The sequence below is a fragment of the Bacillus sp. FSL R5-0443 genome (genome assembly GCF_038608285.1).
Classification (GTDB): Bacteria; Bacillota; Bacilli; order Bacillales; family Bacillaceae; genus Bacillus; species Bacillus velezensis.
This window is the reverse complement of sequence record NZ_CP152013.1, coordinates 68,511-83,403: the sequence shown is the minus strand read 5'-3', so window position 1 is coordinate 83,403 and position 14,893 is coordinate 68,511. Positions and strand designations below refer to the sequence as shown.

15 protein-coding genes and 2 tRNA genes are annotated in these 14,893 nt (G+C 45.5%); all 17 read right to left on the bottom strand.

What is annotated here, in order from left to right:
- Positions 1-147 precede the first annotated feature (147 nt).
- The 17 genes from cysK to NYE28_RS00360 all read right to left on the bottom strand — a co-directional run bounded on the left by cysK (position 148) and on the right by NYE28_RS00360 (position 14,892).
- A complete protein-coding gene (gene cysK, locus NYE28_RS00440) occupies positions 148-1,074 on the bottom strand; it encodes a cysteine synthase A (RefSeq protein ID WP_342490250.1) in 927 nt (308 codons plus the stop codon).
- A 75-nt stretch (positions 1,075-1,149) separates the two neighbouring features.
- Entirely contained in the window at positions 1,150-2,040 is an 891-nt protein-coding gene (locus NYE28_RS00435) for a peptidyl-prolyl cis-trans isomerase (protein ID WP_039062448.1), read from the bottom strand.
- 45 nt (positions 2,041-2,085) lie between these two features.
- Complete coding sequence (hslO, locus tag NYE28_RS00430; protein ID WP_004264606.1) at positions 2,086-2,961, bottom strand: Hsp33 family molecular chaperone HslO; 876 nt, start codon at positions 2,959-2,961, stop codon at positions 2,086-2,088.
- 10 nt (positions 2,962-2,971) lie between these two features.
- Positions 2,972-3,748 carry a type III pantothenate kinase gene (locus NYE28_RS00425; RefSeq protein WP_007409940.1) on the bottom strand — a complete coding sequence of 259 codons (777 nt, stop codon included), beginning with the start codon at positions 3,746-3,748 and terminating at the stop codon, positions 2,972-2,974.
- A gap of 148 nt (positions 3,749-3,896) precedes the next feature.
- A complete protein-coding gene (ftsH, locus tag NYE28_RS00420; RefSeq protein WP_342490249.1) occupies positions 3,897-5,816 on the bottom strand; it encodes an ATP-dependent zinc metalloprotease FtsH in 1,920 nt (639 codons plus the stop codon).
- Positions 5,817-5,913: 97 nt separating this feature from the next.
- Positions 5,914-6,453, bottom strand: a complete 540-nt coding sequence (hpt, locus tag NYE28_RS00415) for a hypoxanthine phosphoribosyltransferase (protein WP_004264611.1) — start codon at positions 6,451-6,453, stop codon at positions 5,914-5,916.
- Positions 6,450-7,868: a tRNA lysidine(34) synthetase TilS gene (gene tilS / locus NYE28_RS00410; protein ID WP_072589792.1), complete on the bottom strand. Its 1,419-nt coding sequence runs from the start codon at positions 7,866-7,868 to the stop codon at positions 6,450-6,452. The genes hpt and tilS overlap by 4 nt, the downstream gene beginning before the upstream one ends.
- A gap of 104 nt (positions 7,869-7,972) precedes the next feature.
- Complete coding sequence (locus tag NYE28_RS00405) at positions 7,973-8,974, bottom strand: serine/threonine-protein kinase (RefSeq protein ID WP_094031439.1); 1,002 nt, start codon at positions 8,972-8,974, stop codon at positions 7,973-7,975.
- Positions 8,940-9,677 (bottom strand): VWA domain-containing protein, encoded by a 738-nt coding sequence (locus tag NYE28_RS00400; protein WP_004264624.1) that lies wholly within the window; start codon positions 9,675-9,677, stop codon positions 8,940-8,942. The genes NYE28_RS00405 and NYE28_RS00400 overlap by 35 nt, the downstream gene beginning before the upstream one ends.
- A 67-nt stretch (positions 9,678-9,744) precedes the next feature.
- Positions 9,745-12,234, bottom strand: coding sequence for a stage II sporulation protein E (gene spoIIE, locus NYE28_RS00395; RefSeq protein WP_007409936.1), 2,490 nt, complete (start codon positions 12,232-12,234; stop codon positions 9,745-9,747).
- A gap of 209 nt (positions 12,235-12,443) precedes the next feature.
- Positions 12,444-12,515 (bottom strand) — tRNA-Glu (locus tag NYE28_RS00390).
- Between the two features lie 9 nt (positions 12,516-12,524).
- Positions 12,525-12,601: transfer RNA gene (locus NYE28_RS00385), tRNA-Met, on the bottom strand.
- Positions 12,602-12,756: 155 nt separating this feature from the next.
- A complete protein-coding gene (locus NYE28_RS00380; protein ID WP_004264630.1) occupies positions 12,757-13,143 on the bottom strand; it encodes a S1 domain-containing RNA-binding protein in 387 nt (128 codons plus the stop codon).
- 80 nt (positions 13,144-13,223) lie between these two features.
- Positions 13,224-13,601 carry a cell division protein DivIC gene (divIC, locus tag NYE28_RS00375; protein WP_004264632.1) on the bottom strand — a complete coding sequence of 126 codons (378 nt, stop codon included), beginning with the start codon at positions 13,599-13,601 and terminating at the stop codon, positions 13,224-13,226.
- 17 nt (positions 13,602-13,618) lie between these two features.
- A complete protein-coding gene (gene yabQ / locus NYE28_RS00370) occupies positions 13,619-14,254 on the bottom strand; it encodes a spore cortex biosynthesis protein YabQ (protein ID WP_025284087.1) in 636 nt (211 codons plus the stop codon).
- Positions 14,251-14,553, bottom strand: a complete 303-nt coding sequence (gene yabP, locus NYE28_RS00365) for a sporulation protein YabP (RefSeq protein ID WP_004264638.1) — start codon at positions 14,551-14,553, stop codon at positions 14,251-14,253. Before yabP ends, yabQ begins: the two co-directional genes overlap by 4 nt.
- 78 nt (positions 14,554-14,631) lie before the next feature.
- Entirely contained in the window at positions 14,632-14,892 is a 261-nt protein-coding gene (locus tag NYE28_RS00360; RefSeq protein ID WP_007409934.1) for an RNA-binding S4 domain-containing protein, read from the bottom strand.
- Between the last annotated feature and the right edge of the window lies 1 nt (position 14,893).

Genomic DNA, 14,893 nt, shown 5'->3' with positions numbered 1-14,893 from the left:
TTTTACTGTAGTTTTATTTTAAAGCAATCACACTGGTGAAAAAAGTGAATTTCACTTCCAACCATAAAATTCGAAACGTTTTTTGGATTTTCGATGCTTCAGGCACAAAAAAACTCCCGGATACAGCCGGGAGCCGTGTGTATGTCTCTATTCAAACTGATAAAGCGGTGTGCTTAAGTAACGTTCTCCGTTACTAGGGATGATCGCAAGCACTTTCTTGCCTTTCCCCAGTTTTTTCGCGATTTCCAGGGCCGCGTAAATGGCCGCTCCGGAAGAAATGCCGCCGAGAATCCCTTCTTCTTTTGCCGTTTTACGGGCATATTCAAATGCATCCTCGTTTTTGACGGGAATGATTTGATCATAGATATCCGTATTCAATGTTTCAGGGACAAATCCCGCTCCGATACCCTGAATTTTATGCGGGCCCGGTTTTCCGCCGGAAAGAACCGGAGAATCCGCCGGCTCTACCGCATAGATTTTGATGGATGGATATGCTTCTTTCAGCACTTCGCCCGCTCCCGTGATGGTTCCGCCGGTACCGATTCCGGCCACGAACGCATCAAGCTGTTCGTCACCAAACTGTTCTACGATTTCTTTCCCCGTCGTTTGGCGGTGAATTTCCGGGTTTGCCGCATTGTTGAATTGCTGAGGCACAAAGTATCCGTGTTCCTCCGCAAGTTCTTCCGCCTTTTTAATGGCGCCCTTCATTCCTTCTGCGCCGGGAGTCAGCACAAGCTCCGCTCCGTATGCGCGCAACAGATTGCGTCGCTCCATACTCATCGTATCAGGCATAACGAGAATGGCTCTGAGACCTTTAGCCGCTGCCACCATCGCAAGACCGATTCCTGTATTTCCGCTTGTCGGTTCAATGATTGTGTCGCCGGCTTTTAATTTTCCTTCTTTTTCAGCCGCTTCAATCATCGCCACTCCGATCCGATCTTTTACGCTGCTGCCCGGATTCATGTATTCAAGCTTCAGATATACATCTGCACTGTTTTCATCCGTCAGGCGATTCAATTTCACAATAGGAGTATTTCCGATTAGTTCAGTAATAGAATTTGCAATACGCACCATGTTGGACACCTCAATTTCCGACTAAATTTATTGGTATTATAAATATAAGTTATCAATTTCAAAATTTTTTGTCAATCATTTAGTTCTTTTTTCCCCGTAGAACCAAGAGACCCCCGCCTCTTTCCACAGCGTTTTGACTGTCGCCTTGTCACCTAATTGATCCATCGCGATCTGGCGTCTGATTTGGCTCTTCACTTCATTGTATGAGAAAGTTCTCGCTTTAAGCTTTTCTTTCAGCTGAATGACGGCGTATCCTGAAGAAACTTTAATCGGTTCAGCGGACCATTCATCTTCTTTAAGATTTTTAGCTTCTGTGATATATGCCTGCGGGATATTTTCCTGGTTTTCTGTCACAAAGCCGAGGTCTCCGCCATACTGAGACGTGTATCTGTCCGTGGAACGCTCAGCGGCGACGGCTTCAAAGCTGGAACCGCCTTTCAAATCAGCAAGCACCCTGTCCGCCTCATCTTTGTTTTTGACGACAATGTGCCGGATTCTGTATGAATCATCGAAATGGTACAATTCTTTATTTTTATTATAAAATGATTGCATTTCCTTATCCGATATATCGATGTCCTTCGTCAGCAGTTCTTCAAGAAGAATGTTGTAGCGGATCTGGTCTCTCCATTCTTTTTCGGTAATATGGCTGTCTTCATAAAATGAATTATCTACCGCTTTGATTAAAAGAAACTCCCGCTCCAATTCGCTGTTTGAAACTGTGAGTTTATTCTTTTTCGCAAGCTCTTCCACTACTTCTGCATTAATCATGTCTTCCAGAGTTGATTTTCCGTACTGGTCTTCCATCTTTTTCATCCAGTCTTGCCGTGTGATATGTTTATCACCGATTGTCGCGATGGATTCTTCAGATGACCCCGCGGCTTGGGATTTTGTTAACTTATACGCCACTGTCACACTGCATACTAACAGCGCCGCTACAATAATCGTCAAAAGTGTTCTCGATTTCAAAATCTACCCCATCCCTTTTAAAAAATAGAACAACCCGCTAAAGAGCTAGCGGGTTGTTTCGTCACGAAGCTCTTCCAGTTCTTCTTTTGTAAATAAATATTTCTCATTACAAAAATGGCAAACCGCTTCGGCTTTTCCGTCTTCTTCTATCATATCTTGTATTTCTTTTTTGCCTAGTCCTAAAATGGCCGTTTCGAATCGATCTTTTGAACAAGAACAGTGAAATTTGACCGGCATTGTTTCGAGAACGTCCGGTTTTTGACCCAGAACTTCTTCCAAGATTTCTTCCGGTGTCAGGCCTTTTTGAATCAATTTTGAAATCGGTTCGATTTGAGATAATTGCTTTTCAATTGTTGAAATGGTTTCTTCATCAGTCCCCGGAAGAAGCTGAATGATGAACCCGCCCGCAGCGAGAATCGTGTTATCAGGATTTACTAGAACACCTACGCCGACAGATGAAGGGACTTGTTCAGAAGAAACAAGGTAATACGTGAAGTCGTCACCGAGTTCACCCGAGACAATCTCTACTTGTCCCGTAAAATAATCACGCAAGCCCAAATCTTTTACGACACTGAGTGTTCCATCAGTTCCGACCGCCCGTCTGACATCCAGTTTCCCTTGTTCATTGAGATCAAAATGAACGTGCGGGTTTGATACGTATGCTCTTACCTCACCCTTTGCGTTCGCATCTGCGACAATGGCTCCGATCGGGCCGCCGCCTTCTATTTTGACTGTCAGCTTATCTTCACCCTTAAGCATCGCTCCTAGCATCAGAGAAGCTGTCATCGTCCGGCCGATTGCGGCTGATGCCGTCGGCCACGTGTCATGCCTTCTTTGCGCTTCATTAACCATATCTGTCGTTCTGGCTGCATAAGCCCGCACTTTACCGTCATATGCAATTGCTTTAATTAAATAATCCATCGTTTACCTCCTATACGTGACCCACGCGATTTCGCTCATAAATGATTTCCAGCCCTTTCAGAGTGAGAAACGGGTCAACAATATCAATACAGTCTGATTCGTTTGCGATTAATGACGCAAGCCCGCCTGTCGCAATGACTTTCGGTTCCTGTGTTGCCTGCCATTTCATCCGCTTCACTATACCTTCAACTTGCCCGACATAGCCAAAAAGGATGCCGGACTGCATGGCGCTTACCGTGTTTTTGCCGATGATATTGTCCGGACGGGCAATTTCAATTCTTGGAAGCTTCGCCGCACGTGAGTACAGCGCTTCCGTTGAAATCGTAATGCCGGGAGCAATCGCGCCGCCCATGTATTGTTTGTTTTCATCAATGTAGCAATACGTCGTCGCCGTTCCGAAATCAACAACAATTAAGGGGCCGCCATACTGCTGGATCGCCGCAACGGCATTGACGATCCTGTCAGCTCCCACTTCTTTCGGATTGTCATACTTTATATTTAAACCTGTTTTCATTCCCGGGCCGACAACTTGCGGCTCGATGTGAAAGTATTTTGTGCACATTCTTTCTAAAGAGAACATAATCGGCGGCACCACGGATGAGATGATAATCCCTTCAATCTGTTCAAACATGAGTCCGGAATGTTCAAATAAGGAGCGGAGCAGCATGCCGAATTCGTCTTCTGTTTTGTGCCTGCTCGTTTCTATGCGCCAATGATATTCTAATTCCCCATCATGATATACACCAATCACGGTGTTGGTGTTCCCCACATCTATAACCAGTAACAACCTCTATCACCACTTTTGAATAGTTTCTAATCATAACATTTTCAACATTCTACAATACCATACACGATCTGCGGCTCTTTTGTAAACAAAACGGAACCAGTAAAAAAACCGCCGGTATACGCCGGCGGTTTTCATATCAGAAAGCGAACTATTCTTTCGGCTCGTCTTTCTTTTCGTCTTCTGTTTTAGACAGGATGTTTACTTTCACATCGTCTTTTTGATGATGGTCATCTGAGAAATTGCGCTCAGGGAGTTTTCCGTGATCCACGAGATGCTTGATTTGTTCCGCATCTAATGTTTCCACATCAAGCAATGTCTGAGCAATCAATTCAAGCTTATCGCGATTTTCAGTCAGGATGGTTTTCGCACGCTCATAACATTCTTTAATGATGCGCTGAATTTCCTGATCGATTTCGTAAGCGATCTGATCACTGTAGTTCTGCTCGTTGTTGAAATCCCGGCCCAGGAATACTTGACCGCCTTGAGATTGACCGAACTGAAGCGGTCCGAGTTTTTCTGACATACCGAACTCTGTCACCATTCTTCTGGCAATGCTCGTTGCCCGCTGGAAGTCATTGTGAGCCCCCGTGCTGACTTCGCCGAAGATAATTTCCTCGGCAACCCGTCCGCCCAGAAGACCGACAATTTTATCGAGAAGTTCAGGTTTTGTCTGGAAGTAACGGTCTTCTCTCGGAAGCATGACCGCGTATCCGCCCGCCTGCCCCCTCGGAACGATCGTTACTTTATGAACCATATCGGCTTCATCCAGCACAAGTCCGATAACGGTGTGACCGCCCTCGTGGTACGCCACGATATTGCGTTCTTTTTTCGATATGACGCGGCTCTTCTTCGCAGGACCCGCAATGACACGGTCCGTCGCTTCATCAATGTCGCGCATATCAATTTTCTTCTTGTTTTGACGGGCAGCAACAAGTGCCGCTTCGTTAAGAAGGTTTTCTAAATCGGCGCCTGAGAAACCGGGTGTTCTTGAAGCGATTGCTTTTAAGTTCACCGTTTCATCAAGCGGTTTGTTTCTCGCATGGACCTGTAATACGGCTTCACGGCCGATGACATCCGGACGGTCTACCGTAATCTGACGGTCAAAACGTCCCGGACGAAGCAATGCAGGGTCAAGAATGTCCGCACGGTTTGTCGCAGCGATAATAATGATTCCTTCATTCGCACTGAAACCGTCCATCTCTACAAGCAGCTGGTTCAGCGTCTGTTCGCGTTCATCATGCCCGCCGCCAAGACCTGCGCCGCGCTGACGTCCCACCGCGTCGATCTCATCAATGAAAATCAGACAAGGCGCATTCTTTTTCGCATTTTCGAATAAATCACGCACACGGGAAGCACCGACACCGACAAACATTTCAACGAAGTCAGATCCGCTGATGCTGAAGAAAGGAACGCCTGCTTCACCGGCTGAGGCTCTCGCAAGCAGCGTCTTACCGGTTCCCGGAGGTCCGACCAACAGCACGCCTTTAGGGATTCTGGCGCCAAGCTCGGCGAATTTGCGAGGATCTTTCAGAAACTCAACAACCTCAACAAGCTCCTGCTTCTCCTCATCCGCGCCGGCTACATCTTTAAACTTCACGCGTTTCTTTTCTTCCGTATACAGCTTCGCTTTGCTCTTTCCGAAGTTCATGACACGGCTGCCGCCGCCCTGAGCCTGATTGAGCAGGAAGAAAAACAGAATAAAGATGATGACAAACGGAATGATCGTCGTTAAGAACGTCACCCACCCGCTTGTTTCCTGTGCGGGATCAACTTTTACGTCCGTCTTTTTAATTGCATCAAATATCTGGTCTGCTCCCTTTCCTTCAGGAACATGTGTTAAAAAGTACTGGTCTTTGTCGTATTTTTTCAGCTGTCCTTTTACCTCATAAACACCTCTGACAGGCTGAACCGATACGCTATCAACTTTCCCCTCATCGAGGTTCTTGATAAACGTACTGTACGACATATTTTCTGTCTTCGGGTTTGAAGTCTGGAAGTAACTCACAACCCCGATTACTACTAATAAAATAAGTAAATAAAAAATGGTATTACGGAAGACCCGATTCATTCCTTACCTCCTCCCACAGTAAGCACAACTATGTTCAATAGTACCATAGAAAATCATTCCAATACAACCGATAACCATCTCGGAAGCAGGCAGCCGATCAGCTTTCATAAATCGCCGGTTTTAATACTCCGATGTAAGGCAGATTGCGATAGCGTTCGGCATAATCAAGTCCGTAACCCACAACAAACGCGTCAGGAACTTCAAAGCCTACGAAGTCTGCTTTAATGTCCGCTTTTCTTCCGCTTGGTTTATCCAACAGGGTAACAATCTTAATTGATTTCGCTTTACGATATCGGAAGAGTTCTACGAGATAGCTCAAGGTTAACCCACTGTCGATAATATCTTCAATGATTAAGATGTCCCGGCCTTCTACAGATGTATCCAAATCTTTGATGATTTTGACTTCTCCGGAAGAAACCGTGGAATTTCCGTAGCTTGATACATCCATGAAGTCCATTTCCAAATATGTATCAATATGCTTTATAAGATCAGCCATAAAAGGAAGCGCTCCCTTTAACACACCGATTGCCAACGGAAACGTGTCGCTGTACTCGCTTGTTAATTGTTCTCCAAGCTGTTTTACTTTCTGCTGGATCTCATCTTCTGAGATCAGCACTTTTTCGATATCCTGTTTCATGTTAATGCTTGCCCCCTACACTTTTCATGCTGTCTATATTGTAATACAATGCGGTCACTGTTTGAAATCACAAGATCGTCAAAGATGGATTTTTTCAAGCCAGGCAGCCAGATAATTTCACCGCTCGCATCCGTTACAATCGGCCATTCGTCCCGATCCCGCAGAGGCAGTTTATGATCAATAAATATATCTTTCACCTTTTTCGAGCCATTCATCCCTTTAAGTTTGATCCGGTCGCCGATTTTTCTCGTCCGGATTGTTAAAGGAAATTGCACCTTGTTTCTGCTTGTCATAAAAACAGCATTCCCATTTTTGATATGAGGGTCAGCCTGATCGGCCACCTCTATCATAAAGCCGTTGGGGAGAACAGCAGTCTCGCCTTTCGCTCCTTGCAGCTGCAGCTCAAAGGGAACTTTTTCACATTGCCATTGTTCAAATGTAAACAAACATGTCTGATATGATTTGACCACCTTCAGCCCTTTCGGAAAATCAAGCACTCCCGAGGCGCTTCCATTTTCCGCCCATTCGAGAAACTGCTGTATGTGGCGGGCGGAAAACGACGATGGAACGTTTTCATAAAGATAGTTTAATATTAGTTGAACTCCTCTTCTTTGTAAAGGTATCGGAAGGGCAAGCAATTGAGAGGAATTGACTTCAACCGATGTGTCTGACTTGCTTGTAATAACCTTATTCATTCGTTCTTTCGTTAATGACTGCAGGTATTGTTCGTCTTCTGTCAGTGCTTCACTCACCTTTTGAAACATTTTATGAACGTCAGGTGATTCATGTTTTAAAAAAGGAAGCACGGTCTTTCTGAATCTGTTTCTTGCATAATCGTCTTTTGCATTGCTCTCATCCGTTCTGTAGCTGAGCCCTTCTTGACGGCAGTATTCAAGGATTTCATCCTTTGCCGCATAGAGGAAAGGCCTGATCAGCCAGCCGGATGCAAATTCGCGGACGGGCTGCATTCCCGCAAGCCCTGCCCCGAGCGTACCTTTCGCAAGCCTCATGAGCATTGTTTCAACCTGGTCATCGCCATGATGAGCCAGTGCCAAAAACTTCGCTTGGTGTTTTGTCATCAGATCTTCGAAAAACTGATATCTGCAATCACGCGCGGCAGCCTGCTTGTTCAGCTTATTCTTCTTTGCGTATGCAGAAACATCAATCTGTACCGTTTCGCAGAGGATGTGTTCCGCTTCGCAATATGACTGCACAAACTTCATATCTTCTTCAGATTCAGGACCCCTGAACTGATGGTCGACATGCGCCGCTATGATAACGGAGGAATGCCCGAAGTGCTTATTCAGCATACTGAGAAGCGCCATTGAATCAGGGCCTCCGGAGACCCCGGCAATAATCGTTTCTCCCTCCGCCTGAAGATGATATGTTTTGAAAAAATCTTCCACGCTTTTCACAATGTCCCCCTCACAATGAGCAGGTTTTTTAAAGATATACATATCCTATCACTTTCATTCCCTCCAAGCAAAGAAGAAGCATGAGCGCAGGCGTCCGGCCGGCACTAGATGAGAAAAAAGACGATGTAAGCGAAATAAAGGGCGAGAACGCTGATTAAAATAAGTGTTGTTTCAAACAAACCATTGTGCTTTGCGGGTTTTTGTTTAGGTTTATACCGCGTTTGAGATACAGTGCCCTGCCGCGGTTTTGATTGCGGCGGCTTAGGCTTGGCGGCGGCTTTCCTTTTACTCCCTGCACTCTGCCCCGCCGTCAGGATGTCATGCTTCATGGCTTCCGCAGACGGATATTGGCCGTTAAAAGCAGAAAACAGAACCTTCTTATACTTATTCAGAAACGGGTGGCCTTCAATGATAGAACGAAGCTGTTCTTTCGGCTGTCCTGACTTTTTGCACTCTTTCTTCTGGGCACAGTGGATCATGATCATTGCGACAGCAAACAGGTCATAGGATGGTTCTGCTTTTCTTGTTCCATACCCCCAATAGCCCCTGTCGTAAAACTCCGTATACTCTTTAATCGCGCGGCCCTGTTTTGTCGTTCCCCCTACATCAATGCAGCGAATGGCAGCCGGTGGTCCGGTTACAATGAGATTGTCCGGTTTGAGGTCGCCAAAAACCCACCCTTGCTGATGAAGGACTGACAGGCTGGAAAGAAGCTGCACCATCAGCACCGGAATCCACTCTGTTCCCTTACTGCTGATATATTGCGGAAGAAGCGGCCCTTCTATGTACTCCATCACGTAAAAAGAGACATTTTTATTCAGCTGCGGAATAAACGCGTCGTCCGCATCAAAAAAAGAAGGCCCCATCGTTTGCGACCGGGCCTTTGAAAAGGATTTTAAGACATTCACTTCAGAGGTAACAGACATGCTGTCGCTGCTTATTTTCAAAGCGACCTGTCCGCCTGATGCTTCTGCCAGATATACAATACCGTTAGCCCCTTTTCCAAGCTGTTTGAGCAATCTGTAGGATTTGCCGTTCCATTTGCCCTGAATTGCCGTCCCCGGTGCCAGACTACATGCCAAACTCGTTAAAGCGTCGTTCATCATCTGCCAACATGCTCCTTCTTGAGCGGATTCTCTCAAACTGCTGCGTCGCTTCCCGGATAGCGGGGCCCGTAGGGGTGATACCGCCGGTCGACAGCTTCGCAAAGAGTGCAGAAAGGGATTCAAGCTTCGGCGTCCAATTCAGCACAAGCTCAACTTCCTGGCTTTTCCCGGGAAATATACACATTGCAAATTCATTTTGCCCGGCCCGGGAATTTAAACTGATGGAAAGATCGATCAGCGCTTCTTTCACCGTCGGCAGTTTCGGCGCCATACTCGCACTCGTATCAACCAGCACAAGCACTTGCAGATGAACCGTTTCGCCGAGTTCATCAACCACTTCCATCACTTCGCCGCGTTTTTCAGGAGAAAGCTCTTCCATTTCAACGTTTTTCCCTAAGATTTGTTTAAGCTCTTGATTGACGACACCTTGCAGCGTCTGGGTCATTGCTTTTTTCGTCACCATTTGAACCGTCTGAGACAATTGTGACGCATACACAACTTGATGGACGCCGCCTCCGGCCATGGCGATGCCTTCAACTTCCTTCATTGCTTCTTGGTCAATCGCGTTTTCTTCCATAATTCCTATAACATTCACCGTAATCCCCTGCTCCTTGGCGAAAGCCGCCATTGCGATCGGGTCTTCACCATGATTGGAGCAGCCATCTGTAATCAGCAGAACTTGATTTAAATGTCCCTTATTCACATACATTCCTCCCGGTGATACGATTAGTCCCATCTTCGCCAGAAGGAAAGTGATTTATACGAATGGATTAAGAAATCTCCTTTTTATTTTGGAAAACCGCCGGCACCGGTATGGAAGCCCATTTCGGCGTGTTGTGGTCAATCCGGACAACAACCACTGTCATATCGTCTTCGATTTGGCCGGAACGCGTTCTGATGACCTCTTCCATTAATATATCAGCGATTTCTTGCGGGTCTTCGGTTTTCAGCCCTTTCATTTTCCGTTTCATCCACAGGTCGTGGTTTTCAACGTGCTTCGGCCCTTCAAAAATACCGTCACTCATCATGACGAGCAGATCTCCCGCTTTTAACTGTTCACTTACAACCTCCACATCAAATTCATTGATGATGCCGATCGGCAGATTGCTGGCCTGCACTTTCATGACTTGATCTCCCCGCTTGATAAAACTCGGCGTTGAACCGACCTTCAAGAATTTGCAGCTTGCATCCTGAAGATCAATGATAGAAAGATCGAGAGTTGAGTAGATTTCGTCTGTCGTCCGTAAAGACAGAATACTGTTGATCGTTTTTATCGCTATTTTTTCATCAATACCTGATTCGAGAATTTTTTCGAGCAGCTTAATCGTTTCATTGCTCTCATAATGGGCCCTCGCCCCATTGCCCATGCCGTCACTGATCGCGGCCGCATACTTTCTCGCCCCCAGTTCCATCATGCTGTAGCTGTCGCCGGAGACAAGGCCGCCGCCTTTTGCCGCATGAGCCGCGCCTGTCGATACCCGGTACGACTTGGTCGAACCGAACGCGACATGGCTGTAGCCATTCGGATGAGTCGAGTGCTGTTCGCTTTTGACAAGTATCTGCTCCTCAAGAATGTCAGACAGCATCGGGGCGATAATTTTCTCACTCTCGCCGTGTCCTCCGCTGAACGGGATTGTCATTTCGATATCAATATTGCCCTGCTCCAAGCTGTATATCTCGACATGCTGAATCTCGATTCCAAAATGCTGAAGCGCCTCTATCATTTGTTCTTCCTGAATAAAATGCTGCTCCCTCTCCCGTTTTATTTCCCGAGAAAAGTCCGCCATGACCTCAGAAACCCCCAACAGCTGCTCGGCAACAAGCCTTCTGCTGTCCTGAACTTTTCTCTTCAGTGTCAGATGGGCGTGATGGTGGGCAAGTTCGTCCTCAATCAGCTCTTCCACCTGTCTGGATTTGGAACAGTGCTGTTGAAACTCCTTTTTTAATCTGCGGTTTGAGGCATACTGTTTTTCTTCTGTTTCATGCATAACTTGTTTCATTAAGTCATATGTTTTATCAAAGTTTTGAACCCAGCATTTGCTTTTCTTATAGCAGGATTGGCAGGAATGCTCGGTGATTTTGCTTAAAAAGAGATCCACTTCCCCTTCTTCCGCCTGCTCATCGGAAGACGTCTGATGAAAGGTGGCGAAGCTCTCCGACAAGGCATGAAACACATTGGAGAACTGGTCTACTTTCTGGGCGGTGACATCTCTGATTTTCCTCGCGTACTGCTGCTGTTCCTGACTGTGCTCAGCAGTGCCCGGTATGTATCGCGCCACCTTTTTCGTAATCGATTGGGGCGTAATCAAAAACAAAACAACGGCAATCAAAGATTCATAAAGAGTGGTCATTAATCCGGCAGACCCTTCTCCATATAATGAAATCAGCAGTGAGCCGATCACTAATCCGACTGCGGCTCCGGCTTTCTTTCCTTCTTTCAGCAGCCCGCCAAGAAGCCCGGAAAACGCAAGCAGACTCATTTGATAGAGGTTCCCGATATTCGCAAGCCCGAGGATCAGTCCGGTCACAACACCGACCGTACAGCCGATGCTTGCCCCGCCGACAAAGGAAAAACTCAGCACGACATAGCGGGCCAGGATATGTTCAGCCTGCATTCCCTGAAATGAAACACCGGCAAGCCCGGTTAAAACGGATGCGATCAAGATCATAAAACAGATGATTTCTTCTATTTTTAACGATTGCTTCACTTTTTTGATCGTGAAAATCGGCAGGCTTTGCAAAAAGATCAGCGTCAAAATAAAGGCCAGGCCCGCCTCGACAACAGCCATCACATAATCATAGGTGGTAAAAGCGCCGCTTTCAAAATAAACAAATCCGATTCTCGCGGCAGCCATAGAGAAAAACACCACGATCGGCAGCATCTTCACCCGGTCCTGCACGATATATGTACCGATTTTTGAAAATAAAGTGAAGACGGCCAAAGCTGTGAGAATCAATAAAGAGTGTTTCGGCGAAATGGTTAAAGCGCCCGCAAGTAAAGACAGACAAGCATAGAAGGCTTTATCTCTTCTGATCAAAAGCATCGCTCCGAAAAACGGCAGCGCAAACGGAAGAACCTCAGATAATATGAAAGCCCGTCCAAGTAAAAAACCGATCACGACATAAATGAAACCCTTATAGAAAAAAAGTGAATGCGCTTGATGGACTGTAAGCTTTGCCGCCTTTTCAAAAAACGATTGCAGTTTTTCCAAAGCTTGTCCCGCCATCGGCCCGTTCACTCTTCTTTCCGCTTTTTCCATTGCTCTCATCCCCCACCTGTTTTATTCGTTGCTTGTCATTATAAATGAAAGCCCAGATAGGATTTTGTCAAAAGAAGGTAACAATTCCAAAGAACTCTTCGACGCTTTCTCCCTTGTTCCCCTTTCCTTTCGTATTTCCTCCGACATTTCTCAAAAAGTTGTCTAAATATGAAAAAATCGGCTTCTGCAACAGAAGCCGATTCGCTTGATGACCCGTACGGGATTCGAACCCGTGTTACCGCCGTGAAAGGGCGGTGTCTTAACCGCTTGACCAACGGGCCAGATATATATGGTAGCGGCGGAGGGGATCGAACCCCCGACCTCACGGGTATGAACCGTACGCTCTAGCCAGCTGAGCTACACCGCCATATAGGTGCTTATAAGCACAAGTTATATAATACAAAGGTTTCTTCATTCCGTCAACAGAAACTTTGAAGTTTTAATTTTCTGACTATAATGGCGCATAAAAAAAGCACCCGCTGGGATAGACGGATGCTCCATGTATTTATAGAAAGCAGCAAGTTATCCTCTTCTTGCTCCGCGCCCTCCACGTTTTGATTCCGTGTTTCGTTTTAAAGATGATAAGCGGTCTTCGCTATCTTTAAGAAACTTGTTCATTTTCTGTTCAAAAGATTCTTTCGGACGGAAATCATTTCTAGGTCTGGCTTGCGGACGGTCTTTAGCTTTTTTAATTGATAAACCAATTTTCCCGTCTTTTTCAACGTTGATGACTTTCACTTCAACTTGATCGCCGACTTTTAAATGCTCGTTAATGTCTTTAACATAATTATCGGCTACCTCACTGATATGAACGAGACCGGTTGAGCCTCCAGGCAATTCAACAAATGCTCCGAAATTTGTAATACCTGTTATTTTCCCTTGCAACTTGCTGCCAACTTCAATCGACATAAAAAAAGTGCTCCTCCTTAGGCTTATAAAAAGATCGTTTGTTTAATTATACCTAAATAAAAATTTAAGTGTCAACAAGGCTACTTGCTCTTCTTTTCTACATTGAAGAGAATCTCACCATTTCCTGACATAAACAAGTCTCTTCTGGCAAGCTCTGTGACGTAATCCTCATCCTTTAATTTGGAAATTTCATCTTTTAAATCAGCCTGTTTCGCGTTCAATTCTTTCACTTGTTTTTCCAGCTGAGCTTTCTTTTCTTCGTTTGCGCTAAGGGAAGAGGTCTGTGACCACAGAGAACCCGCTAAGACAATAGCCGTCAACAACACAAGGGCGCCGAATACGATCAACCGTCTGAAAAGCCCTTTCCGCCTTCTTTTCATAAGCTGGGATTGCCGTTCAACCTGCTCTTTATAGTCGTTTTGGATTTCAGTTATTGTACGTTCTCTAGATAGATTCAAACCAGACGGTCCTCCTTTCACCTTTTCAAAATACGTATCATGGTCGATCTGATTGTTATGATTAGTTTCTTGCTCTTTTGTAAAAATCCTGCACTTTTTTGAAAATATCGTTTGAAAGTAAGACGCCACTTTTCAGGAAGAAGTTTCAATAATTGTTTCAACAGAAAAATCAGCGGATACAGCAAAAACGTTACGATCTTAAAAAGACACTTCGCAAAAAAGGCACTCACCCGATAGGAGTATAAAGAAATAACCGTGATCAGCCCGATGAGCAGCTTAAAGAGCAGAAGCACCGGACGGAACAGCACGTGCTGAATGAGCTTTTTTGCGAATTGGTAAAGAGACACCGCAAGATGAATGGCAAATTTCAGTATTTTTATATACATTCGTTTAAACAGGCTTTGGTACGTCGCAATCCCCAGTAAGACAGCCAAGAAAATGTATACCCTGAGTTCTCCTTCATTCACGTTGAGCAGCACATAGAAAAACAGCAGACCTTGTACAATCCAAAAGAGAATGTCATGAATGAATAACAGCCATCTGGCCGTTTTGGCGCGGCTGACAAACAGCCTGTATGTATCAAGCGACGCTCCGAGCCAGGCGCCCATACCGGTCATTGCCAGCATTGTATAAAATTGGGTGGTCAGCGTCATTTAAACAACTTGCTAAAAAACCCTTTAGCTTTATCCCCTTGCTGCTCGTCTAAATATACAAGGTCAAACACCCTGCCTTTTATAGATACAATCCCTTTTTCCACATCAAGGTTTTTCATCTGCAGATTCTCGCCTCTGACGGAAAGCATTCCCATAACCGTTTCCAGCAAAAACTCTTCGTTGTCAAAACTTTCTACATGCTTGACGCCCGAAATGTCTAAATGCTTTCTCCCTTTCATCGTTACATCATGCTGTTCCGGAACAGAAGAAGAACCTTTTTGCTCATAATATGAATTCATCTATTCAGCCCCCATATCCTCGATACTTTTAGCATTATTACTGCATTGTATGAGGCGGGAGCCTTGTTTAGAACAAGCCTATTCGCCGAGTTTTTCTTCCTTGACGATTGTATACATGCCCGCTGCTTCTTCTTTTTTCGTTGTTTCTTTCAATTCGTTTACCTTCACGGTGACAAGTTTCTGGCCGAAGCGGACCGTCAGTTCATCACCGGCTTTTACGTCTGAGCTGGCTTTCGCCTGATTCCCGTTAACTGTGATTCTCCCTTGATCGGCGACCTCTTTCGCCAATGTGCGGCGTTTAATTAATCTGGATACTTTTAAAAACTTATCAAGTCTCATA